This window comes from Glaciecola nitratireducens FR1064 (assembly GCF_000226565.1).
GTDB lineage: Bacteria > Pseudomonadota > Gammaproteobacteria > Enterobacterales > Alteromonadaceae > Glaciecola > Glaciecola nitratireducens.
Window position 1 is genome coordinate 3,200,556 of sequence record NC_016041.1, and the last position, 24,681, is coordinate 3,225,236.

The following is a 24,681-nucleotide window of genomic DNA, read 5'->3' on the forward strand; positions in this document are numbered from 1 at the left end:
GGTTATAAAAATGCGAGATGTTTTACGATATCTGATAACCGGAGTCTCACTACTGTTATTTTTTATGTCCTTTGAAGCCGCCTCCCAGCAAGAACGTTTTTTTAAAAATCGGTCTGAGTCTGGTGTCGAATTCAATTATCAATGGCAAAGCTCGGAGGGCCCGAAAAAACTAACGTTTCTATTGCCGCATGCTGATATCGATAAGTTGCCAAACTCAGCTCCAGCTTACAATTCAGCCCTTGCTCAAAACTACATCCATAGAAGCTTACTTGGGTATGCAAAAGCAATAGATCCTAGAGAAGCGAAAATTTTAATAAAGCGCTCTGGTAGCTCATTAAATATGGAGGTATCTGGGAAACACTCTGAAAAGGTGAACGAAATTACTGAAGCTTTGGGCAGAAAGCATGATGAAGCGGAAGCTGAATATTTACGTAAAAACTACTATACCCCGTTTAAAAACGAAATGGGCCAAGCAGCTATTAAACATGATCATCTGCGATATGCAAATGAGAGCAGCCATAATATATCAAATATTGTACACGCCATTAAAGAGCAACTCGGCAACCCTAGTAACCCGAGAGAATTTATTGACTTCACGTTAAATTGGCTACAAGCCATTCCTTACGACACCCTTGAAAATCGCATTTCGTCGAATGGTTCCGGTTTCGCTGCTCCTCGACAACTATTGTTAAATAACAAAGGCGATTGCGATAGCAAATCAACTTTTTTTCTGGCCATTTTAAAGTCCTACAATCCAAAATTATCTGCAGAAATGATTTTCCTACCGAATCACGCGTTGGTGGGCATCAGTTTAAAAGCGAACAAAACAGACGAGAAAATAATGCAAAATAACATTTCATACATCCTCGCTGAACCGACAGGCCCCGCTCAATATAAATTAGGAGAAATAGCTCCTTCGAGCAAAATGGCAATTAGAAACAGGCAGTTCACTACAGAAAGTTTTTAGACATCAGAAATAAGGACACACCTGTTTAATCATTTATCACCGAAATGTCTAAACAGGTGTGTCCTTATTCAGAGTAATAACTCATCGCAAACGCCCAAACAGGTGTGTCCTTATTCAGCACTCCTCATTCAGCAATAACTCAACGCAAACGCCCAAACAGGTGTGTCCTTATTCAAGGGTTTACACATCATTCATGTTATAAATTAATCTAAAGTTGCAGATCTTTTTATTAACATCTATTGTTCGTCGTAGAATGTGGTGCTGATGTACACATCAGTTGAAAATAACACATCACCTCAGTATTTATTAATTCACAGCAGAAGAAAAATAATGATATCAACAAGACACAAGCTGATCCCCTTCCTACTCTCCGGTTTACTGAGCTTTAGTGCCGTCAGTGTTGCCGATGATCACGAAGAAACAGACAAAGCAGACGACAAACCTTTTGCCACATGGGACGTTTTGAATCCGCCCATGGAGCTATCTAGCGTGGAAATAACAACCAACGAAACGACTTGGTCTAGCTTAGATGTGAGTCCAGATGGTAAACAATTTGTATTCGATATGCTCGGCGACATTTTTATTGCCAGCACCAACGGTGGCGACGCAAAGCCATTAACTCAAGACTTCGCATGGAACATACATCCAGCAGTCAGCCCTGATGGCAAACAAGTTGCTTTCATTTCTGATCGTGACGGTCTTTCTAATGTTTGGGTAATGGATATCAACGGCGAGAACTTGCGCCAAGTGACCAAAGAAAAGAAAAACTTAATACACTCTCCAAAATGGAGTCCTGATGGCGAATATATCGTGGTCAACAAAGGTATTATGTCAAGCCGAAGCATCCCAGCTGGTGAAATTTGGCTCTATCACCAAAGTGGTGGCGATGGTCTTGCAATTAAAGAACGTGTTAACGGCAAAATTGACCAAAAGAACATTGCTGACCCTGCGTTTTCGCCCGATGGCAAATATATCTACTTCACCCGTGATGCCTCTGGTGGGTCTCAATTTAGCTACAACCGCGACGCCCTGCAAGGCATATTCGCCATTATTCGCTATGACCGCGAAACCGGTGAAGAAGAGCGCTATATTTCAGGCACAGGCGGAGCAGTAGTCCCGACCCCGTCGCCAGATGGAAAATACGTCGCTTTTGTTCGTCGTGTAAAAAGTAAAACAGCATTGTTTTTAAAGGACATCAAATCAGGCGATGAAAGAGCCGTATTTATGGACCTTGAGCGCGACATGCAGGAAGGGTTTGGTAGCGAAGGTTATTTTGCCTATTTCGATTGGACACCTGACTCCAAACAAATCATGTATTGGACAGGAGGAAAATTCCATAAACTCAACATCGACGATCAGTCACTCGCAACCTTAGATGTCAATATCAAGACGACATTGAAGTATGCTGACGCATTGCGCTTTGAGGTAGATGTCGCACCCGATGAATTTGATGTTAAAGCTATCCGCTGGGCACAAAAATCACCAGACGGGAAAACGGTCTTGTTTCAAGCGCTTGGAAAGCTCTATACGAAAGATATAAAGAGCGGTGAAATTGAGCGCCTAAGCAAACAAAATGAGCATGACGAATACTATCCTCGTTTTTCTAACGACGGCAAACAAATTGTCTACACCACTTGGAGCGACGAAGGTCTTGGCGATGTGAGAATTATTTCTGCTAAAGGCGGCAAGGGCAAAGTGGTCAGCTTATCAAAAGGTCATTACATTGAACCAAGCTTCTCAACAGACGGAAAAATGCTTGCCTACCGTAAGTTTACCGGCGGCTATTTACTCGACCCAACGAATTCAATTGACCCTGGTATCTACGTTCTAAATTTAAAAGACAAAACCACAGAGCGTGTTTCAAAGAGCGGTGTAGAGCCACATTTCACTGCAGGCAACGACCGTGTCTATTTCACTGAATCTGTCAGCGGAACGCCTTACAGTGAGACACAGTTCTCCAGCGTGAACTTACGCGGCGAAGACAAGCGTGTACATTTATACGGCGGCGACAAAGTAAGCGAATACCGTTTATCCCATGATAAAAAATGGATTGCCTTTGTTCACCAATACAACACCTTCGTCGCTCCGTTTGCAGACAACGGTCAGAAAGTGTCGATCGGTCCTAAAATGTCCTCATTACCTGTAAAGCAACTTTCAGCGCGCTCAGGCAATTATATGACGTGGAGCCCAAACAACGAATCAGTAGGTTGGTCTCACGGCCCTCGTTATTTTGAACGCAAGTTAGACAACGCTTTTAGCTTCTTAGCTGACGCCGATGCTGAAATGCCTGAACCACTAAATGAAGGCATGGATTTGTCTTTCAAGAAGAAAGCGGACAAACCAAATCGTTATACCGCAATTGTAGGTGGTAAAGTCGTGACGATGCGTGATGCAGACAATCAACAAGAAGTGTTTGAGAATGGCGTTGTATTAATTAAAGACAACAAAATCCAAGCTGTCGGCAACAAGTCTGATATTAGCATTCCTGAAGACACTCTCGTTATAGATGCTGAAGGTAAAACGGTTATTCCTGGCCTTATAGATACTCACGCCCACGGCGCACAAGGACGCAGCGAAATTATTCCAGACCAAAACTGGAGTCAATATTCTAACCTCGCGTTTGGTGTTACCACCATTCACGATCCGTCGAATGATACTACTGAGATTATGGCTGCCGGTGAATTACAAAGGGCAGGCCAGCGCATAGCCCCAAGAATTTATTCAACAGGGACTATCTTGTATGGTGCTGAGGCGCTTGGATATAAATCAATTATTAATGACTACGATGATGCTTATTATCACGTTCAAAGATTAAAAGACCTTGGTGCCATTTCAGTGAAAAGTTATAACCAGCCAAGACGCGATCAACGCCAGCAAGTATTAGTTGCGGCTAAAAACCAAGACATGATGGTAGTGCCTGAGGGCGGCGGTAAGTTCCAACAAAATATCTCTATGTTGGTCGATGGACATACGGGGCTAGAGCACAGCATTCCGATTGCGAATGGCTATAGCGATCTAACTCAGCTATGGAAAGCCACTAAGTTTGGCTACACGCCAACCTTCGTCGTCTCCTATGGTGGATTAAGCGGTGAAACGTACTTTTATGATCGCACCAACGTTTGGGAAAATGAGAGGCTAATGCGTTATACACCTTACTTCTTGGTTGACCGTAATATTCGTCGTCAGAAAGCTCCGGATGACCACTATAACCATTTTGCAGTTGCTAAATATGCAAAGGAGTTGCGTGACAACGGTGTTGGCGTTCACATAGGTGCACATGGCCAGCGCGAAGGCTTGGGCGCACATTGGGAGCTATGGTTGATGCAGCACGGCGGCTTCACCCCATTTGAAGCGCTTCGTGGCGGTACGATTGATGGTGCGAGACATCTTGGCATGGATAAAGCCATCGGTAGTATCGAACCAGGTAAGTTAGCAGACTTAGTGATTATAGACGGTGACGTTCTAAACGACTTGAGTCGCAGTGAGTACGTGGACTATACAGTGATCAATGGTCGCGTATTTGAAGCTGCAACTATGAACGAAGTTGGCTCGAAGAAAAAGCGTTCTCCTTTCTTCTTCGAAAATGACAATAACGCATTTATGCCCGAACAAACACAACAGCAAATGGAAGCGAAGGCGCATATGTATCATTGGGTACATTAATTTACGCTAGTTTTCAGACTTAACAATCCAAAAGCGTGTCACTTTGACGCGCTTTTTTATGCCCCAAATTAGTGCACAGAACAAATTCTGTACAAATTTCATACAAAAAATCTATCCACCTCACTCCTAATGTCATATATCAGCTAAAAAACCAGATTTCATTTTCTAACGTTTTAAACTCAAAACCAGCCTAAAAAAACTACCTTTAAGCCTTATTTGTGTCGCAGCAATCCATCTAAGCCCCTATTTTTAGTGTAAAAACCTTACCTGAACCAAAGATCCCCGTACTCATAAGCTCGATCATTAGTACATCTTTAAAAATGGGACAATTTTGCAGAATGTCCCAAAATTAAAAGTATTTGTCCCATTTTTAAACGTCGTTTTTCAAGAACCTAAGTAAGCTAGTTGTGTTCATCAAATACGGATGACATGAAAATTATAGTCTACTTCAAGGATTGAAAATCGATGCAACACTCTAATGAGCTTTTCCGCAAAGAAGCGATAGACGGACAAAGTAAAAATACACTTGGTGAGGCCATGCTCCTGCCTAAAATCAATCATCAAATCCTCGCAACAGTTTTAGTCTGTTGGTTTTTGCTGCTATGTGGATTGCTCGTTAACGCCAGTTTTAGCAGTAAAGCAACGGTGAATGGATGGTTGGTTAACTCCAAAGCGAGTATAGATATCATGGCAAAAGAATCCAATGGTATCGTCAAGTCCATAAAAATAAGCAATGGACAGCAAGTTAGAAAAGACCAAGTGCTCATACAAATATCTCGCAATGCTGGCGCGCTAATCAGTGAAAACTACCAAGAACAATTTGATTCACTAATACAGCAAAGAGGCCTTCTGAAAGAACGACAGTTGATTTTGCGTAATAAATACCATCAACAAAAGAAACAGAATGAAACATTAATTCAAACGTTTCATCGACATTTGAATATTAACGCTCAAATTGAGGATAAGCTCGAAGCGCAGTTGCAAGAAACGAAGGTGGAGGAGTCTGCATTATTCTCTTTGCTGGAAAACAACAGCATTTCCAGAACAAGCTACGTGGCACAAAAAGAGAAACGTCTGGCAATTGAGCTTCAGCTAGCAGCTAATCATTCGAGCAAGTTGGAGTTTGAGCAGCAACGTCTATCCGCTGAGCAATCTCAGATCGCGAGTAAGATAGCCTTAGAAGAGGAACAAAATACACTTGAATCGAACTTACAAAGCTTAAACCAAGAAATAAATAAATTTGAAGCGGCAAGTGACTATGTTATCCGCAGTCCTATCGATGGCATTGTTCACAATCTGCAAGCTTTTGCGGGTGAAACTATTGGCACCAACATACCATTAGTGCAAATCACGCCACTGAATACTTCCTTAAAAGCCTTGCTATTTGTGCCATCGAGTCATGCTGGCTTTATTAAAAACAATCAGTTAGTTAAGCTGAAGCTTAATGCATTTCCCTATCAGAAGTTTGGAATGTCAACGGCTCGGGTCTCACAAATGTCTCAACAAATATTGCTGCCACAACAGATCAAACGTATACCTGTGGCGCTGAACACGCCCGTATTCATTGTCGAAGCGGTCTTAAATAATCAGCAAATTAAGGCCAATGGAAAAGCCTTGGATCTCAAGGCAGGTATGCTTTTTCAGGCCGATGTCATCCTATCTAAAAGAAGCCTACTGGAATGGCTATTGAGCCCTATCTATAGTCTAAGAGGGGAGATTTGATGAGCCCTATCCAAACCTCAAATATCGGCGACAAGATGCGTGAACATAATAGCGCTAATAAAAAATCATCAACTAATGCAAGTCAATTGCTTAGCTTTTCATCAAAGCCACAACTGAATATTATAATGCAGGCTGAAGCGAGTGAATGCGGCTTAGCGTGTGTCACTATGCTTGCCAATTTTCACGGCAATCAAATAAGTTTAGACAAGTTGCGGCAAGTCAGTCCAGTATCAAACCAAGGGAGTAATCTAACGCAACTTATGCAGCTTGGGGATCTACTAGGATTCTCTTGTAGAGCTTTAAAAGCTGAGCTTTCAGAACTTAATGAGCTGCAAACACCCTGTATTCTGCATTGGAATTTTCAACATTTTGTAGTTTTGAACAAAGTGACCAAACGTTATTGTGAGATTGCAGATCCTGCACTGGGTTTGAGAAAATTAACGATACAACAAGTTAGCGAAGCCTTTACCGGCATAGCTGTTGAAATGCAACCAAACACAAAATTTTACAAGGCGAGTGCTGCGCAGAAACTAGAGTTAGGGCACTTCTTGAGCAATGCTATCGGTGTTAAGCGCCAGCTAGGAATACTGTTCGGCTTGAGTTTGCTACTGCAGCTTTTCGCTATTGCTGCGCCATTTTATATGCAAACAGTTATCGATGAAGTCATTGTGAAGTCGGATACGTCGTTGCTCAACGTGCTCGCAATCGCTTTCCTGCTGTTGTTATGCATTGATACAATAACGGTAATGCTGCGCGAGCGTGTCATGCTGTACTTTTCAAATCAATTTAGTATCCACATGGCCACCCGTGTTTTTACTCACCTGCTCTCACTGCCGGTAGATTATTTTCAAAAGAGGCATTTAGGTGACGTTGTCAGCCGCTTCGGTTCACTTCAAAATATTCGTCAAATAGTGACTTCCGGTATTATCTCAGGCCTTATTGATGGCTTGATGGCAATACTCATGCTTATCGTTTTGTTTTTCTATTCGCCAAAGCTTGCCAGCATTGTCTGTTTAACTGTCGTTTTTTATGCACTTTTACGCTGGTTATTCTTTCAAGCAATGAAGCGTCAAAATATGGAAGTCATTCAAAGCCAAGCCCTAGAAAGCTCACACTTTATGCAAAGCATACGCGCAATAAAAACAATCAAGCTCAATAACAAAGGCATGCAACGCAGCTCTCAATGGCTCAATCTCCTTACTAATGCGATGAACAAACAAATTAAGCTTTCGCGCTGGCAAATAAACTTTTCGGTGTTGAATAAAATACTATTTGGTTTAGAGAATATCGTTATCATTTACCTAGCCGCAAACTTAGTCACCATCAACCTATTTTCGATAGGCATGCTTTATGCGTTTATCAGCTATAAAGCTAAATTTATTGATGCGACAGACAGTTTGATCAACAACTGGCTGGAATTCAAATTGTTAAGAGTCCATTTGGATAGATTAGCCGACATTGTTTTTACCAAGAGTGAAATAACGAAAAGCGTAGAGAATGAAGTTAACAATAATGTCGAACACTTAACTAACAATGTTCAGAGCGCATTTCACTTATCAGCGCATGACATGTCTTTTCAGCACCATGAAACACAAACACCTATTTTTGAAAAGCTCAATTTGAACATTACGCACGGTAAGAGCGTTGTCATTTCAGGTTCAAGCGGTTGTGGTAAATCGACCCTATTGCTGTGTTTAATGGGCTTAAACAATAGCCACACAGGTCAAATCTATATCAATGGCTATTTACTTAATGCTAGCAATCGACATCAGCAGGGCATTGCGGCAGTGCTTCAAGACGATCAGTTACTTAGTGGTTCGTTGCTTGAAAATATTACCGATTTTGCTGCCACAACAGATCTTCCTCTGGCTATCGATGTTGCAAAAATGGCGTGCCTACACAACGATATTATGCAAATGACGATGCAATACAACACGCTAGTAGGCGATATGGGAAGTACCTTAAGTGGTGGTCAAAAACAGCGACTACTGCTTGCAAGAGCACTCTACAAAAAACCAAGCCTATTGTTTCTTGATGAGGCAACAAGTCATCTTGACGCAGCAACAGAAAGTGCCATCAACAAAAATTTACGCAAATTGAGCATGACAAAAATTATGATTGCTCACCGACAAGAAACCATAGCAAGTGCGGATATTGTGTTTGCTTTGATTAACGGCGAGTTACACGATGTTACGCATCAACATCTCACCAATACCAACCAGCAACAAACGTCATAAAAAGGAAAATAAATGAATATGATTACTCAACTACAAACATTGTCGAAACGAGAAAAACAGATAGCGATGAAAATTATGGAAGGCTTGCCCAATAAGATTATTGCAGCTGACTTATTCATTAGTGAGCGTACGGTTAAATTTCATTGCGCGAACATATATAGAAAGCTCAACATAAGCAATAGAACCACGTTGATAGCGGCTTACTATAAGGATTTGTATAACTTAGCCTCATAGCATGGCTGAGTTATACAAGAAGGGCTCATACAAGAGCTTAAGGCCCTAAGTAATAAACAGCATGAAAGCCCTGCTAAAGGGCTTTCATGCTTAGTCCTTACTGGTGATTTGATAATACAAATCGAGCGTGTTGTTCACTCCACTCACCGCTTCAAGGTATACTTGAGGGAGCAATTGATAGTGAACACTCACCTCACTTATAGAATCAAATACACCAACACCGTATGTGATTTTCACGCCTTCAGCAAGTTGTCCTGAAAGTTCGACTTTAGTGCCTTGACCTTGTCCAGCAGTTTGCAAGTTCAAATCTTTCACACCTAATTTTTGGCCTAAGCTACCGATACCATTCTCGCTTTGCCCTACACCAAAACTGACGAGCGCGTTAACCATCGTAGTTTCTTCCGAATTACCCGAGCCGCCCCCAAAAGTACCAGCACCAGTTATCAGATAAGACAGTTGTTTAGCTTGCTCCATTGATGGCTCAGAAAAAAGATCCACAGAAGGCTTGATCGCGTTGCCGGTGACTCTAATACCTGCAATTACTCCATCATTTGTATTTAATGGATTACGAATAGCTTCGATATCGAATGCAGGAACGTCAGGTTGCCCACTAAAAGTGATTTCTCCTTTCCTGATCTGAAGAACTTGAGAATAGGCTTCATAGCTACCTTTAAGGACTTGAACAAGACCATTTACCCTGGTATTTTGCGCATCTACTTGAACCCGTAGGTCACCACTTAACTCTGCTTTTAAATCCAAAGCGTCAAGTTTCACCTCTCCCTTCTTATCTTTATCAATTAATATATTAAGGTCTACGTCGATAGGCAATTGCCCTTGCTTTGCCACCTTCTTCTCATCAACCACAATAATGTCTTGAGAGGGCGATTTTGCGCTAGGCGGTAGTGACTTAATTTTTACTCTGGCATAAGGTACGTCGACCTTCCCTGAAATAGACAACAGTTCAGGCGATAGTTTGATCTTCAAATCAGGAGATACTTTAAATTTGTAAGTCTCATACGCAATATCGAGCTTATCGCCGGCAACCATAATATTAACAATAAGATCGTCAGTAAAGTCGACATCACCCTCTACGCTGCCTCTTCCTTCGCCCAGCACAAACTGCCCAGAAAAATCAGCTTTCGAACCATCAAATACAACTTTTTGGTTATAATCGGCCAACTTTAAAGGATATTCTTTTAGCACAACGGCACCGTCTGCGATAACCAGCTGCCCTTGTAGTGATGGTTTTTCTATTGGCCCGTCGAACGTTATGTTAGCGTTAATATCACCATTTAAATCTTTAACTGCAGTTACAAAAGAAGCAAAATAAGACACCGCAAATTGGTTAATATTAATGCTCCCTTTATGTTGATAGGGCTGGCTTGCCAAATCTAATTGGCTATTAATCACAACGCGACCAGCTTCGGTACTGCTAAAGCTGAAATTACTATTGATATTCTTGGGCGTTCCTTGAACCTTAGCTACAATATCCTCGATGCGAACTTTACTTCCTTCCGAAACCAAGACAGCATTCTCAGATAAAACGTCGGCAGAAAAATTAAGTCCTTGTTGCTTCTGCCAGTCAACATTAAGGTCGATATTCACATTTAAAGCAGAAGCATCTATATCAAAGTTAGGTAAAAGCTTCGCTACCCCCTCGTTCATCACGTTATAATCTAGCACAATCTTTGTTTTGGCTTTTTGTTCTGATGCGTCGATATCTTCTGTACATAGTCTATCTCCGCGCCCTTCCCAACAGTGCCCTGCAAGATACAAACTAAATGGCTGCAGGTTTACCGTCAAATCAGGCTGATCTTGCAATATAAGTTCTGCAAAACTAGATAGGACCTTTCCCTCTAACCACTTGCCAGACCAACTTGTATTGTCAGCGTTTAACTGACCTCTAAAAAATTGCTCTGTAATATATTCACCTTCAGGAATACTCAGCCGCAGGGATTGCTCACTCTCATTACCACTCAGCAGGACATCAAGTTGTGGAATATTCTGTCCGCCAGCAAACAGGTTTGAAATGGATATTTGCGCGCTAGACGCTAACTTTTCCGCCATATTAACGCTGAGGTCAATGATAGCTTCTTCTAAGCGCGCGTCGGCTGCGCTCAGCTCCTTCACATTCGCTTGTACAACGATTTGAGGAGTCTCTATAGCTCCAGACACATTACCTTTTGCAAAAACCTGACCGTCCAAACTCGGATAGATGTCACTTAAAGCATTTAAATCGATGGTGAAGTCGAGACTGGAATCGCTTGTTTTGTTTTTATCTGGAAACTTTACGCCTAACTGCGCAATAGATTCGAGTGCTGTTGTAGAATAAAGATTACCTTGCACGTTTAACTGATTGTTGCCCTGAGTTAAACGGACGCCTTCGACTTTCACGTTGCCACTTTTTTCTAATTCTGCATCCGCAACTAACAATAACGGCAAATTTTGCCATGCACCGCTTAATCTCGCTCCGTTGACGGCCACTGACTGACTTGCCTCTGTAATGGTAAAACTATGTGGTAATTGACCAGAAATCAAAGAATCTAACGCAGGATCTAACTTTGACAATTGGATAGATTCGAGGTTTAGAGTGCCATTGAAGGATAGTTCATGCAGCTCATTGTCTTTAGACGCTATTGTAGCTTTCCCTGCATAATCAAGCTCACCAACGCTGCCACTTAGATTGAGTTTTTGAATATCGATAAGAGAACGCGCCCCTTGCTTTGCACCCATCGGTTTAACTAGCGCATTGAGTTCAAAATTTTCAACACCCATAATTTCTTGCATTTTAACCATGCTGGTCAATCGATAACCCTGCATGTCCCCGCCTATTTTTGTTTGCAACAAAGACACACCTTTCACCTGCGAAATCACTTCATCGCTGAGCGAAGGAAACAAAGTTTGCAGATCATCAGCAATAACAGCCGATAACTCTTCAAATTTAATATCAAGTTCAAGAGGAAGTGTTGGTTTTGACAACTCAAGAGTGGACGCTAAACCAAGCATTTTTTGCTGACTTGGCAAATGCGTTAGCGCTGCGTTGAGCTTGTTGATGTTTCCTTGGCTTTTGAATTGGAAACCGCTTGTGTTGTCGAAAATAGGTGTGTCTTGTTTAGCCGCCTCTTGTTTAGCCGCCTCTTGTTTAGCCGAGCTCTCTTTCGAAGCAACTACGGCAATAGGTGTGTCTTTATTGTGCGCGGTTAGCGTTAAATTGTGTTCAAACTTTTTCGCGAAATTTACTGCTGCTGTCATTTTTAGATTTAGCGGCGTAAACATTGGCGTTTCTGTGCCTTGATGTAAATTACCCATGACAATGCTGGTATCTACTTTTTGATTAATTATCGCCAAACTGAGCGCTAAACTGTCATTGCATAAAATCGTTTCGATTGAATCGTCTTGTACCTGCTGACGAATGCAAATATTTCGCAGCATTGAATTTTTAAGCGTTAACTCAATTGGGATATAAATCTCTGGCAAAACAATGGGCTCATATCGATAGTTTGCAATTGCGCTCAACCACTCTCTAGGTTTTTGCCCTGCCCTTGGGCTAACCTTATTTTCATTAAGCTCGGCGTCCGCCGGCTTGGGTAGCCGCACATCAAGAGAATCAAGGTTTAACTTAGATATATTCAGTTGGTCTTGAAAAGATAAAGCCAACAAGAAGCCCTTAAGCTTTAGCAACTCAGCGCTGTTTTGGGAAACTAAAACTTCACCCACACTGAGTTCATTTAGCGTAATTAACACCGGTAGTGTAAGTAGTTTTTTTCTGTAGGTGATGCAGATTCCTCTTGCGCAGGCATGTCTCCAAGTTCAACAGTCACTCGATTCAATCGAACTTGGTTAATACAGACTTCGCCAGCAAAAAGACAACTCAAGCCAATATCAAGCGATAAATCACTTACCTCAACGTCTAAGCCTGGTTGATTAATTCGGACTTGATTCAAGTTCAGTTCGGAGTAAAAACTCCCACTTTCATAATCAACCGCAACACCGAAATCGCCATCATTGACATAATTAATTGCCCATTGAGTGCCAATGCTCGAGAGCGCTATACCTAGGGCGAGAATGATTAGCGAAACTATTGCTAACAATGACCACGAGCCTATTTTTAGGACTCGATTTAATAGAATAGACTTCGACATATTAAATCCCTGGCCCTATAGAAAAGTGAATTCGCCAATTTTTTTCCGTATCACTAATTCCTCTAGCAATATACAGTCGAATTGTTCCAATAGGTGACAACCAATGTGCGCCGAGTCCCGTCCCGTAAATAGGTGATTTTCCAAAGTCATTGCTCGCGCTCCCCGCATCAAGAAAAACAGCGACACGCCAATCATTACTCACTTGATAAGCATATTCAGTGCTAGCAACAGCTAAAAACTGCGCACCAATGAGCTCTATGTTGCCGGTACTTTCATCAATGCGACTTTCGCTAATGCTGTTTAGTCCGAAACCACGTACAGTTTGATCTCCACCTACAAAGAATCTAAGACTTGACGGTACTTGCTCAAAATCATTGGTAACAATAGCACCTGCATCACCGCGCAAAATGTAGCGATGTTTACCAAATGTTCTTATCCATTTAGTTCGAGCAGTTACGCGAACAATATTGACGTCTGAGACGACACTCTCTGAAGCCGCCTCAACTGTAATTTGCTGCCTATCGCCCCAATTTACAAACAACTCGCCGTCTTTTCGAACGCGATTCAACGTGACACCCGGCAAAAGTAACTGTGTTGATTGCTCTTCATCTATGCCTTGGATGAAGTTTTCATATTCATATCGTAGAAAGAGTATTTTGTCCCAATCGTCTTTATTTTTTGCACCTAACTGGCGTTGGGCAGCTAGCGTATAGGTTTGACTGTCTCTTTGCTCTTCATTGATCTCTTGATAACCCGTTTGGATTTTAAAAAAATCGTTTAGGGGATTTGCCATAGGGATCGTATACCCCATAGAAACATTCTTTTTTGGACCAGAGATGTAGAGTTCAGACGACAAACTATGGCCACGCAAATTCACCCAAGGTCGCACCCAATTTGCGGTCACTCTGGGGCCCGAATCAGTTGAAGCACCAATTCCAAACTGATAGGTGTCCCTTGGCTTCGCGGTAAGAAGCACTTCAATTGGCACAATATTTAATGCTCGCTCAGCGCTACTCATAGCGTTCACATTTGCTCGCACGATGACACTGTTGTAATAAGCAGTTTGGCGAATGAGTTGAGTAAACTCGCTAATTTTTTGTTGATCGAAGTACGTGTTCTCTTCGAATGGTTTGACCGACTCGACAAGCTCAGAACCTCTATTTTCAGCAACATATTCAAGCGGACCAAAGCGATATCGAGCGCCAAAATTGAATTTCAAATACATGTCGGCCTGATTCTCAGCCAAAGTTACTCGAACTTCACTTTTATCGAGTACGAAATCGAAATAGCCAAATATCAAAGCGAAAGTCTGCATTCTCGTTTTTAAACCATCGTACTTGGATTGTTCTAAAAACTTCCCTTCGAGCTCGCGCAGAGATTTAATTACGTCTTTTAATTCATTTGGAAAATAAGTTTCTTGTACTGCCGATTCATCAAACTCTAGTGTTACAGCACCCACCTTTAACTTTGGTCCTAACTTCACTTTTATTTGAACAGCGTTGTCATCAAATGATTTTTTATTGAAGTTTGAAAACTCAACGCTTGCTTGATAATAAGAATATGCACGAATTGCGTTTAACACTTTGACCCGAGTCTGCTTTTCAAATTGCTCCAACTCATAGTCATTTTCAGGGAAAATATGACCCGCTAAATGAAGCTGAATATTGTCAACAACCTGACTGTCTAATGTATTGTTTTCATCTGCGGGTATAACTTCCCATTTTGCTAAGGCGATGGCAGGAAAAAAAATAATGGTTAAGATAATTACGCTACCGAGGAATTGTCGGCAACTTGAAAAGAGGTAAATAACCTGCTCCTTAAGTTATATGAAAAATGTAACGCCAAAAAGGTGTGGCTATATTGTCCTTTGATTTTGGGCTAACAGCAAGGCTATAGACCAGTTATTCTTAATAAGGTTCACGTTCCGATCGGAAGGTCAGTAGCGACAATGTCATTACTCATCTATTCTAAATGCGTCTGAAGGAAACAGGCAAACAAACTACCAAGGATGGTGACAACATAGGCTATCTTTAAGACTGGCCTATGTTACTCACTTATTTTATGGTCACTTTACCTACTTTGACTGGAAATAAAAATGAACAATAATCTAAATAAAACGAAAGTATTAAGCGTTGCTCAGCAACTAGAAGTATTCGGCGGTGTTTCTATTACTAGCGATCATGAGGCGCTTAGCGGCCCCGCTAGTGATTGTAATATGAACTCACGAAAAAGCGCGATATTTAGCACACCAAACGATCTTTATGTGCCACCACCTTGCATTAAATATTGATCATAATTTATCAATCAACTTTACCATCAAGAAAACAAAGGTAATGTTGATGAGCACGAGTGAATCAACGCAAGCTGAGTCATTCGTGTTTTTTTAGTTTGAATCAATAATATGTCTGCACTAAAAAATTGAGTTTCTAAAAAATGAAGGAGCTAAAAGAACAAAACCCCAATAACGAGATGTTAATGGGGTTCGAATCAAATATTAAAACGCTTCTACGCAGTGGTTGACTAGACCAATAGCGCTGCTTAGATATTTATTTAAAATGCTTAAATAAAGTACAAAAGCGAAGACTCACGTCTGATTTTGAATACTACAGTATAAATCTACTTAAGTCTTCATTATCTGCTAAATTTTCTAAGTGATGGTTGACGTAATCAATATCGATAATAAAGGAATCGCCGGCTCTGTCCGACGCCTCAAAGGAAATCTCTTCCATCAAACGCTCTAAGACAGTATACAGGCGTCTGGCACCAATATTTTCGGTTTTTTCGTTTACCTGCCAAGCAACTTCCGCAATGCGTTGAATGCCTGATTCAGAGAAGGTGACGTCAACACCCTCTGTCTTTAACAGTGCTTTGTATTGCAGTGTAAGCGATGCATCGGGCTCAGTTAGGATCCTAACAAAGTCCTCGACTCGCAATGCTGACAGTTCCACACGAATGGGCAGGCGCCCTTGTAACTCAGGGATCAAATCTGACGGCTTAGCCATTTGAAAGGCACCCGACGCAATAAACAAGATATGATCGGTTTTGACCATACCGTGTTTGGTTGACACTGTTGAACCTTCAACTAAGGGCAACAGATCGCGCTGAACGCCTTCTCTTGAAACGTCTCCAGACTGATTTCCCTCTCGTTTACATATTTTGTCAATCTCATCGATAAATACAATGCCGTTTTGCTCAAGCGATTCAATCGCCGCTTCTTTTAGGTCTTGTTGATTCACCAACTTGCTCGACTCTTCTTCAACGAGTAATTTGTAGGCATCTTTAATTTTTAACTTTTTCTTCTTCTTGCTCTTCTCGCCGGACAAGTTTTGAAACATTCCTTGCAATTGATTGGTCATTTCTTCCATGCCCGGTGGCGCCATAATTTCAACACCAACCTGAGGTAAAGCAATGTCTAACTCAATTTCTTTATCGTCCAGCTGACCTTCGCGTAGTTTTTTACGAAAAACCTGACGAGTACCTTTATCTTGATTATCTTCGCGCTCGCCTGTTACGCTTTTAGCCGGCGGTAGAAGAATATCAAGAATACGTTCTTCTGCTGACTCTTCAGCACGATACTTCACTTTTTTTGCGGCATCTTCTTTGGTCATCTTGACCGCTATATCGGCTAGATCGCGAATGATCGTTTCGACTTCCTTGCCCACGTAGCCCACTTCGGTAAATTTAGTGGCTTCTACTTTTATAAAAGGCGCATTCGCAAGCTTTGCTAAGCGACGAGCAATTTCGGTTTTTCCCACACCGGTTGGACCAATCATCAAAATATTTTTCGGCGTCACCTCTTGGCGCAGCTCTGGCTCAAGCTGCATTCTGCGCCAGCGATTTCTCAACGCTATCGAGACCGCTTTTTTTGCATTAGATTGCCCAATAATGTGCTTATCTAACGCATGTACAATTTCTCTGGGAGTCATCTCTGACATAATCTGTATACCTTTGACTAGCTCATCCAAATTGCTTTTTGGTGTGGCAATTGGGCAAGATAATTAAAAAAATGAAGTTAATATTCGAGTATTTCAATCGTCTGATTTTGATTGGTAAATACGCAAATATCGCCCGCTATGGTCAAACTTTTTTCAGCGATTTCTTTGGCGCTTAAATCAGTGTTGGCAAATAGTGCCGTAGCCGCAGCTTGGGCAAATGGTCCACCTGAACCAATTGCGATAAGGTCTTGTTCTGGTTGAATGACATCACCGTTTCCCGTAATGATCAGAGATGCACTATGATCAGCGACAGCAAGTAATGCTTCTAACTTTCGGAGCATCCTATCGGTTCGCCAGTCTTTCGCTAACTCAACAGCTGCTTTAGTAAGATGTCCTTGATGCATTTCCAATTTGGATTCAAAGCGCTCAAATAAAGTGAAAGCGTCGGCGGTACCGCCAGCAAAACCAGCGAGTACTTTGTTGTTGTAAAGGCGTCTAACCTTCTTTGCATTACCTTTCATAACGGTATTTCCAAGTGAAACTTGGCCATCACCTGCAATCACAACCTGATTGCCTCTACGAACTGATACGATCGTTGTCATGTAAACTCCTACGTAAGGTGATCTAATTCAATGTTGTGCGAATTCATATTGTGCAAACTAATTAAGCGAGCTAATTAGGCGTAAATTAATGCCGTCTAAATTGCTTCAGTCAGGAATAAATGGGGGGCGTTGAAACTATTTCAAGTCCACATTTGTGACACATTGCGGACATTGCTAGTTTTATGCCGTTGTGACGCTTAATCCCAATTCCAAATTTGGCATCGATTAATACGGGCAGAACGTAAAGCGTGTCGATCTCGTTCGGCGTCACGCTTTGTTTCGTAGGGTCCTAAAACAACGCGAAACCAGATACCTTTTGAACCCTCGCTTTCAAGCACTTGCGACTCTAAGCCTTGAAATGCAATTGTTGCCTTTAACTCTTCTGCTTGTGACTGTTTTCTAAATGAACCACACTGCATTAGATAGCGGCGATCTGAATTTGGTAATTCATCTACCTCAACCTCCACTGAATAAGATGGAAGTCCCTCAATAAACTCCCAATCTTCTTCTTTAAGCACAGGTAATGGATCTTTTTCATCGTTAATTGATTTTGCAGGCGCATTTGCACTATCAACAGGTGCTTGGGCACTTTCTGAAGACTTACTCGCATCATCTCCAGTCGCATCTTTCAAGTACCACAAGCCTGCTACAAAGACGCTCACGACTAGGATAGCGAGCACAACTTTAACCCAAGCAACGGCTTGCGGGGCTTGTTTTTTCTTCCTAGGAGGCTGTTTCTTCTTTTGGCTACGCGCCACGTAATCTTTTTGCGCCATATTTTTCTTTATTGTCTTTTTTGAGCCAGTTTCGTGCGCAGACTATACAAAATTTTGCCTAAGAAAACGCAGGAATATTCACTTTATTTAACTAAAATCGATCGGAGAAACATCTATACTCCAGCGCACCTGCCTACTCACAGGCATTTCAGATAATGCTTTGTTAGCCTGCTCAGTTGCTTGCTGTAAATACTTGCGTGAGGCTGACTGAATTATAAGCAAATTTCGATACCGCCCCTGCTTTTTCTCAATAAACGCAGGGAAAGGCCCTAACACCTTTGCATGTTTAAATTGCGTAAATAGTTCGGCACATAAGTTGAGAAAGTGTATCGATAAATATTTATGCTGCGATTCGCTGCGGATACAAATTTGGTGTTCGTGCGGAGGCAAGGCAGCATGCTTACGTTCTAACAACGCATATCGAGCGAAATCAGAAAAACCGTTATTGATGAGATCTTGCAATAATGGGTGCTCTGGACAATGAGTTTGCAACCACATTTCACCCACTTTATCGCTTCGGCCCGCTCGTCCTGACAGCTGTGTAATCAACTGTGCAAGCTTTTCTGGCGCTCTGAAGTCTGCGCTAAAAAGAGCGCTATCAACATTTAAAATTACTACAAGTGTCACATCTGGAAAGTGATGACCTTTCGAAAGAATTTGTGTCCCAACAAGAATTTGATATTTTTTCTGATTAATCTCTTTTAATAACTTGCTCAACTTTCCCTTACCACGCACCGTATCGCTATCAACCCGCACGGTCGAATAATCTGGAAATAATGTTTCTAAACCTTGCTGGAGTTGCTCAGTGCCAATACCAAACGTATCTAATTCATTGTGGCCGCACTCAGCACAGGCTTTGGGTAACGCTCGAATATCGGCACAGCGGTGACACTGTAAATTATTCGCACTTTTATGCACCGTCATTGGATTGTCGCAGCGCGTGCATTGCTCGACGTGACCGCACTGATGACAGAGTAATGCAGGCGCATAACCTCGCCGATTAACAAACACCATCACTTGATTACCTGCAGCCAACTGTATCTGCATCTTTTCGAGCATGCCTTGTGCAATCCCAAACTGCATAGGCTGACCTTTTATATTCATTAAGCGCTGCGCTGGCATTGCAGCGCTGCCCGCTCGATTGGGCAATAGGATATGTCGATACTTTTTTTCTAAAGCATTGTGCAAGCTTTCCAGCGAAGGCGTTGCACTTCCCAACACTAGTGGAATATTAAGCTGCTTAGCACGATAAACAGCAATGTCCCGCGCGTGATACTTCAGATTGTCTTGTTGTTTAAATGATTCATCATGCTCTTCGTCTACGATAATCATCCCTGGATTTTTCATTTCGGTAAAAATGGAAGACCGTGTACCGATTATGATGCCAAGGCTGCCATCTTTCGCCTGTTGCCAAACTTGCAGACGCTCCGTGTCATTCAGATTAGAGTGCAAGGTACCCACTCTAATCCCGAAGCGTTTTTCAAAACGCCCAACGGTTTGTGGCGTTAGACCAATTTCAGGCACTAAAATAAGCACCTGTTTACCCGCTGCCAGTAAGGGCTCTATAATTTGCAGATAGACTTCCGTTTTACCGCTGCCTGTCACACCTTCGATCAGCATGGTGTCAAACCCACTAGCAAGATTAATGGTGGAAATTGCCATTGCTTGCTCAACATTAGGGAGTGGCTTCTCAGATATCGTGAGTTGCGTTGTCCACTCTTCGGGCTTTTCCACAACGTCGACCTTTTCAATCAGTTGCTTTTCAGTGAGCGCTTTAACTATCGCTGGCGTAAACTCTTGTTTTATAGCCGATAGTGGTTGCCGCCCTTTCTCAAGCAAGCGGTACAAATCAAATTGCTTCACTGAACGCGCAAGTAAATCATCGACGTCAGACTGCGCTGCACTGTCTGCATCGAGTTGTAAATAAGGCTGGGTAGCAACAGCTGCTCTCGTTTTGCCACTTTGCTGTTTTCGCAGTGCTGCTGGCAGCAGGGTCTGTAATACTTCACCAATGGGGTGATGATAATAGTCACTCATCCATTTGCCTAGGGTTAGCATCTGTTGAGAACAAACGGGCGCAATATCCAGTATCTCAATCACCGACTTAAGTTTCGAGGTTTCGTAATCAGATTCGACATTCACACGCACAACGATACCCACGCATTTACGTGGACCGAATGGCACAAGCACACGACAACCAATTAAATCGACATTAACTGTATCGCCCAAGTCTGCCTTCACAAGCAGCGGGTCACTCTGCAATACTTCACTCATCGCAGATCCGGCTGCTGCAGGAGTATGAATTTTATAATCGAATAATTGTGGCATAGGAACCGCAATGGCCACTTGAATAACTTGCAATGAAACCTCTTTTCTTTAATGTTGTTAAGCTCACTCGCCCTTTATTTAGGCGATTTTACCGAAGCGTTTTTTACTAATCTTTTGTTTAGCGAAAGAAGATGCTTTATATGCCTCATGATATCAATCTTTTGCAAAGCATCTACGAGATATTTCACAAATGCGTCGCTTGCACCCAAACTTCGCCTACTCATTTACGCACGTTATACTGCTAATTACACTGGCACCAGTGCCCCGATATTCAAAACATCCTATTTCTACGTGTTTTTATGCCTTGTCTTAATAGTTATTTCTTGATTAAGGGCCTCAACTCCATTATTATGCGCGTCCAAATTTCTGTAGTTGAAAACTCAGCTGCTTTTTAATTAATTTCGTTTGGTGTGCAACTTCGGGTTGTATAGCGAGACGGCCTAAAAAATAAGGTATCCCAATGAAAGACGGTATTCATCCTAAGTATAACGAAATCAAAGCAACATGTTCATGCGGTAACGTAATGGACATTCGCTCTACACTTGATAAAGACATCAACTTGGATGTATGTTCATCATGCCATCCATTCTACACAGGTAAGCAACGTAACGTTGACACCGGTGGTCGTGTTGATAAATTCAAGAAGCGTTTTGGTGGAATTAAAGCGAAGTAAGTTCTTACCGAACGAGCTTTGTTTGTCAGAACAATTTAAAAAGAGCGCAATGCGCTCTTTTTTTATGCCCATTTATTAGCGAGTAACAACTATACAAAAATCCATATAACAAGAGCTTACCTCATAAATACTCATTATAAGCCTCGGATTATAATGCTGAGTAAAGACAATATTACTTACATAAAATCATGGTCTTACCAGTGCTTATTTAATCACACATAGTGCTTTTTGAATTCTTCATTATTAATAGATATGTGCTACATTTGTATGGCATTCGATATTTCGTCACACTTTGCTTGTAAGTCACTTTGAAAACTTACCAAAAACAGTATCACATACATATTCGTAAGGACCCTGATCAATATGCCAGATTTTCGCCAACAAGCGCTCGATTATCATGAATTCCCCAAGCCCGGTAAGATTAGCGTTGAGCTAAGCACTCCTGCCGATACGGTTACTGACCTCGCACTCGCCTATAGCCCTGGTGTAGCGGAGCCAGTGCGTGAAATTGCTGCCGATCCGAATGCGGCTTACCGATATACCGCAAAGGGAAACTTAGTTGCAGTTATTACAAATGGTACTGCAATTCTCGGTTTGGGTAACTTAGGACCTCTCGCGTCAAAACCAGTCATGGAAGGTAAGGCGTTGTTATTTAAACACTTTGCTGGATTAGATTCGATTGATATTGAAGTAAAACATCGTACAACTGAAGAGTTCATCAACACCGTTGCTAATATCGCTGACACCTTTGGTGGAATTAATTTGGAAGACATTAAAGCTCCAGAGTGTTTTGAAATAGAACAAGAGTTGATCAAACGTTGTAAAATTCCAGTTTTTCATGATGATCAGCACGGAACCGCAATTGTGACAGCGGCTGGCATGCTGAACGCACTTGAAATCCAAGGTAAAAAAATAGATGAAGCTATCTTTGTTTGCTTGGGCGCTGGAGCTGCTGCTGTTGCATGTATGGAGTTACTGATAAAGTGTGGTGCCATGCGTGAAAAAATCTATATGCTCGATCGCAAAGGCGTTATCCATACAAGACGAGAAGAGTTAACCCCACACAAGGCACTATTTGCGAACAATACTGACAAACGCACTTTAGATGACGTGCTTGAAGGGGCTGATGTTTTCTTAGGGTTAAGCGGCCCTGACCTTCTACCCCCTGAAGCTTTAAAACTAATGGCGCCAAGACCTGTTGTATTTGCGTGTTCAAATCCTGACCCTGAAATAAAACCCGATTTAGCGCATGCTGTTCGTGACGACCTAATTATGGCAACCGGTCGTTCTGACTACCCAAATCAGGTTAATAACGTCCTCTGCTTCCCCTTCATTTTTAGAGGCGCTTTAGATGTAAGAGCATCGGTCATTAATGATGAAATGAAAGTGGCGGCTGTAGAGGCTTTAAGAAGTATTTCTAAAGAGCCAGTGCCTGAGAAGGTGCTGATTGCCAGCCAGACTAAATCTCTAAGTTTCGGCAAAGACTATATTATCCCTAAGCCAATGGATCCTAGATTGTGTAAACGCATCGCCACTGCCGTTGCTAAAGCAGCTATTGCCTCTGGTGTTGCTAAAATCGAGACTATTCCGGATGATTATTTAGATAGTTTCTAAATAGACCGTCATTGCATCATTGCAAAATTAAAAAGGGCGCTTCATTGTTTGAAGCGCCCTTTTTCTATCTCAGCGAGTTTAATAGCTTAGTATTAACTTCACTTTTTATTATGCAGCTACAGATTCTTCTTTCTTAACTGGTTTACTCATTAAGATATAATCATAAGCAGCCAGTGACGCTTTTGCGCCTTCGCCCATCGCAATTACGATTTGCTTATAAGGAACGGTTGTTACGTCACCGCAAGCGTATATACCTGCTTCGCTTGTTTGACCTTTCTCATTAATAATAACTTCACCATGTTTAGTGAGGTCGACCACGCCCTTCAACACCGTGCTGTTTGGCACTAGACCAATTTGCACGAATACACCTTGAAGCGTTAATTTATGAGCTTCATTAGTGGCTCGGTCTGTATATTCAATGGCATTAACTTTACCATCTTGAGCATGAATTTCTTTGGTCGCCGCGTTTTTGATAACTTTGATATTATCTCGCGCGTTGATTTGGTCAATTAGCACTTGGTCTGCTTTCAGTTCAGGTAAAAACTCAAATACAGTGACAGACTTAACGATGCCAGCCAAATCTAGCGCAGCTTCAACGCCCGAGTTCCCACCGCCTATCACAGCAACGTCCTTACCCTTGTAAAAAGGCCCATCGCAGTGCGGGCAGTATGCCACACCGTTACCGATATTTTCTTTCTCACCCGGAACGCCTAGCTCTCTCCAATTCGCACCAGTCGCGATGATAATCGTTTTAGTTTCAATCACTTCACCTGACGTCAGGGTCAAGGTTTTGATGTCACCTTTCTCAATTTTGTCCACACGTAAATGCTCACGGACGGTGACTTCATGAGCTTTCAAATGCTCCACTAATGAAGTGGTTAACTGTGGACCCGTTGTTTTTGTGACTGAAATTAAGTTTTCAATACCCATAGTATCTTTAACCTGTCCACCAAAACGATCTGCAACGATTGTCACTTTTAAACCTTTTCGCGCCGAATATATTGCAGCTGCAACGCCAGCAGGACCACCGCCAATAATCGTAACGTCTTGCATCGGAAGTTGCTCAGCAGCGTCGTTAGCCTCCAACATTTCGGGTTGTGCTTCTGTCAACTTATCAATTAATTTTGCTGTATCTATTTGACCCGTCGCAAATACTTTGCCGTTCATAAATACCGTCGGCACGCCTTGAATACCATTTTCTTCAACTAGATCTGGGTAAACGCTTCCATCGATCATTTCAGCTTCAATATTATCGTTCAATAAAGCAAACTGATTCATTGCTTGGACGACGTCAGGACATGCGTGACAGCTTAAGCTAACGTATACCTGAAATTTAAGTGGTTTCGTTACCTTCTTGATCATATTCTGAATGCTTTCATTCAACTTGAGCTTCACGCCACCGGCTTGAAGTACCGCTAACACAAATGAGTTGAACTCATGTCCGCCTGGTACGCCAGAAAATGTAATACCGCTTGGCTTTCCGTTCACTTCTAAACCGAAGCTAACTGGGCTACGCAGACGAGCAGAGTCGTCACGCTCTTCAAGCGTAATTTTGTCTGAAATTGAAGAAAACTGAGTCAGCATTTCTTTCAGTTCAGCACGCTTTTCATGCTCTCCGGTTTGTAATACCAGGGTAACTGCATGTTTCATGTCTGCTGTATATTGCGCTAAAGCTTTTAAAATATCTGTTGTTAACATTGTTAGTTCCTTTCACTTTAATTGGGTTTCAGCAAAGGGTTTCACCATTTACTTATAAGTTGTTTCATCAAAAAAAGACCGAAATAAAGC

16 protein-coding genes are annotated in these 24,681 nt (G+C 41.9%); 8 read left to right on the forward strand and 8 right to left on the reverse strand.

The features are described 5' to 3' along the window. Nucleotides 1-10 precede the first annotated feature (10 nt). The 5 genes from GNIT_RS13735 to GNIT_RS13755 all read left to right on the forward strand — a co-directional run bounded on the left by GNIT_RS13735 (nucleotide 11) and on the right by GNIT_RS13755 (nucleotide 8,823). Nucleotides 11-967: a hypothetical protein gene (locus tag GNIT_RS13735; RefSeq protein ID WP_014109860.1), complete on the forward strand. Its 957-nt coding sequence runs from the start codon at nucleotides 11-13 to the stop codon at nucleotides 965-967. 330 nt (nucleotides 968-1,297) lie between these two features. Then, nucleotides 1,298-4,630 (forward strand): amidohydrolase family protein, encoded by a 3,333-nt coding sequence (locus GNIT_RS13740; protein ID WP_014109861.1) that lies wholly within the window; start codon nucleotides 1,298-1,300, stop codon nucleotides 4,628-4,630. Nucleotides 4,631-5,095: 465 nt separating this feature from the next. Further along, the gene (locus GNIT_RS13745; RefSeq protein WP_014109862.1) at nucleotides 5,096-6,352 is read left to right on the forward strand and encodes an HlyD family secretion protein; all 1,257 of its coding nucleotides are present in this window, start codon (nucleotides 5,096-5,098) and stop codon (nucleotides 6,350-6,352) included. Then, nucleotides 6,352-8,589, forward strand: coding sequence for a peptidase domain-containing ABC transporter (locus tag GNIT_RS13750; RefSeq protein ID WP_014109863.1), 2,238 nt, complete (start codon nucleotides 6,352-6,354; stop codon nucleotides 8,587-8,589). Before GNIT_RS13745 ends, GNIT_RS13750 begins: the two co-directional genes overlap by 1 nt. A 12-nt stretch (nucleotides 8,590-8,601) precedes the next feature. Beyond that, the gene (locus GNIT_RS13755) at nucleotides 8,602-8,823 is read left to right on the forward strand and encodes a response regulator transcription factor (RefSeq protein WP_014109864.1); all 222 of its coding nucleotides are present in this window, start codon (nucleotides 8,602-8,604) and stop codon (nucleotides 8,821-8,823) included. 90 nt (nucleotides 8,824-8,913) lie between these two features. Here GNIT_RS13755 and GNIT_RS13760 read toward each other — a convergent pair whose 3' ends face one another. The 3 genes from GNIT_RS13760 to GNIT_RS13770 are packed head-to-tail and all read right to left on the reverse strand — an operon-like array spanning nucleotide 8,914 to nucleotide 14,547. Beyond that, nucleotides 8,914-12,540: a translocation/assembly module TamB domain-containing protein gene (locus GNIT_RS13760; protein ID WP_148261720.1), complete on the reverse strand. Its 3,627-nt coding sequence runs from the start codon at nucleotides 12,538-12,540 to the stop codon at nucleotides 8,914-8,916. Nucleotides 12,541-12,560: 20 nt separating this feature from the next. After that, nucleotides 12,561-12,965: an AsmA family protein gene (locus GNIT_RS13765; protein WP_041246442.1), complete on the reverse strand. Its 405-nt coding sequence runs from the start codon at nucleotides 12,963-12,965 to the stop codon at nucleotides 12,561-12,563. Between the two features lies 1 nt (nucleotide 12,966). Continuing rightward, complete coding sequence (locus GNIT_RS13770) at nucleotides 12,967-14,547, reverse strand: autotransporter assembly complex protein TamA (RefSeq protein ID WP_014109867.1); 1,581 nt, start codon at nucleotides 14,545-14,547, stop codon at nucleotides 12,967-12,969. A gap of 513 nt (nucleotides 14,548-15,060) precedes the next feature. Here GNIT_RS13770 and GNIT_RS13775 point away from each other — a divergent pair. Beyond that, the gene (locus tag GNIT_RS13775) at nucleotides 15,061-15,255 is read left to right on the forward strand and encodes a hypothetical protein (RefSeq protein ID WP_014109868.1); all 195 of its coding nucleotides are present in this window, start codon (nucleotides 15,061-15,063) and stop codon (nucleotides 15,253-15,255) included. Between the two features lie 313 nt (nucleotides 15,256-15,568). Here GNIT_RS13775 and hslU read toward each other — a convergent pair whose 3' ends face one another. From hslU to priA, 4 genes are all read right to left on the reverse strand, one after another. Further along, nucleotides 15,569-16,900, reverse strand: a complete 1,332-nt coding sequence (hslU, locus tag GNIT_RS13780; protein ID WP_014109870.1) for an HslU--HslV peptidase ATPase subunit — start codon at nucleotides 16,898-16,900, stop codon at nucleotides 15,569-15,571. Between the two features lie 77 nt (nucleotides 16,901-16,977). Then, nucleotides 16,978-17,502 (reverse strand): ATP-dependent protease subunit HslV, encoded by a 525-nt coding sequence (gene hslV / locus GNIT_RS13785; protein WP_014109871.1) that lies wholly within the window; start codon nucleotides 17,500-17,502, stop codon nucleotides 16,978-16,980. A 197-nt stretch (nucleotides 17,503-17,699) separates the two neighbouring features. After that, nucleotides 17,700-18,278, reverse strand: coding sequence for an SPOR domain-containing protein (locus GNIT_RS13790; protein WP_014109872.1), 579 nt, complete (start codon nucleotides 18,276-18,278; stop codon nucleotides 17,700-17,702). A gap of 87 nt (nucleotides 18,279-18,365) precedes the next feature. Next, nucleotides 18,366-20,639, reverse strand: a complete 2,274-nt coding sequence (gene priA, locus GNIT_RS13795; protein ID WP_014109873.1) for a primosomal protein N' — start codon at nucleotides 20,637-20,639, stop codon at nucleotides 18,366-18,368. 427 nt (nucleotides 20,640-21,066) lie between these two features. On the opposite strand from priA, the gene rpmE reads away from it, so the two are divergent. Together rpmE and GNIT_RS13805 are read left to right on the forward strand one after the other, a co-directional pair. Further along, the gene (rpmE, locus tag GNIT_RS13800) at nucleotides 21,067-21,279 is read left to right on the forward strand and encodes a 50S ribosomal protein L31 (protein ID WP_014109875.1); all 213 of its coding nucleotides are present in this window, start codon (nucleotides 21,067-21,069) and stop codon (nucleotides 21,277-21,279) included. 363 nt (nucleotides 21,280-21,642) lie between these two features. Continuing rightward, a complete protein-coding gene (locus tag GNIT_RS13805; RefSeq protein ID WP_014109876.1) occupies nucleotides 21,643-22,893 on the forward strand; it encodes a malic enzyme-like NAD(P)-binding protein in 1,251 nt (416 codons plus the stop codon). A 108-nt stretch (nucleotides 22,894-23,001) separates the two neighbouring features. Here the strand turns inward: GNIT_RS13805 and ahpF are convergent, their stop codons facing one another. Then, the gene (gene ahpF, locus GNIT_RS13810; RefSeq protein ID WP_014109877.1) at nucleotides 23,002-24,591 is read right to left on the reverse strand and encodes an alkyl hydroperoxide reductase subunit F; all 1,590 of its coding nucleotides are present in this window, start codon (nucleotides 24,589-24,591) and stop codon (nucleotides 23,002-23,004) included. Nucleotides 24,592-24,681 lie beyond the last annotated feature (90 nt).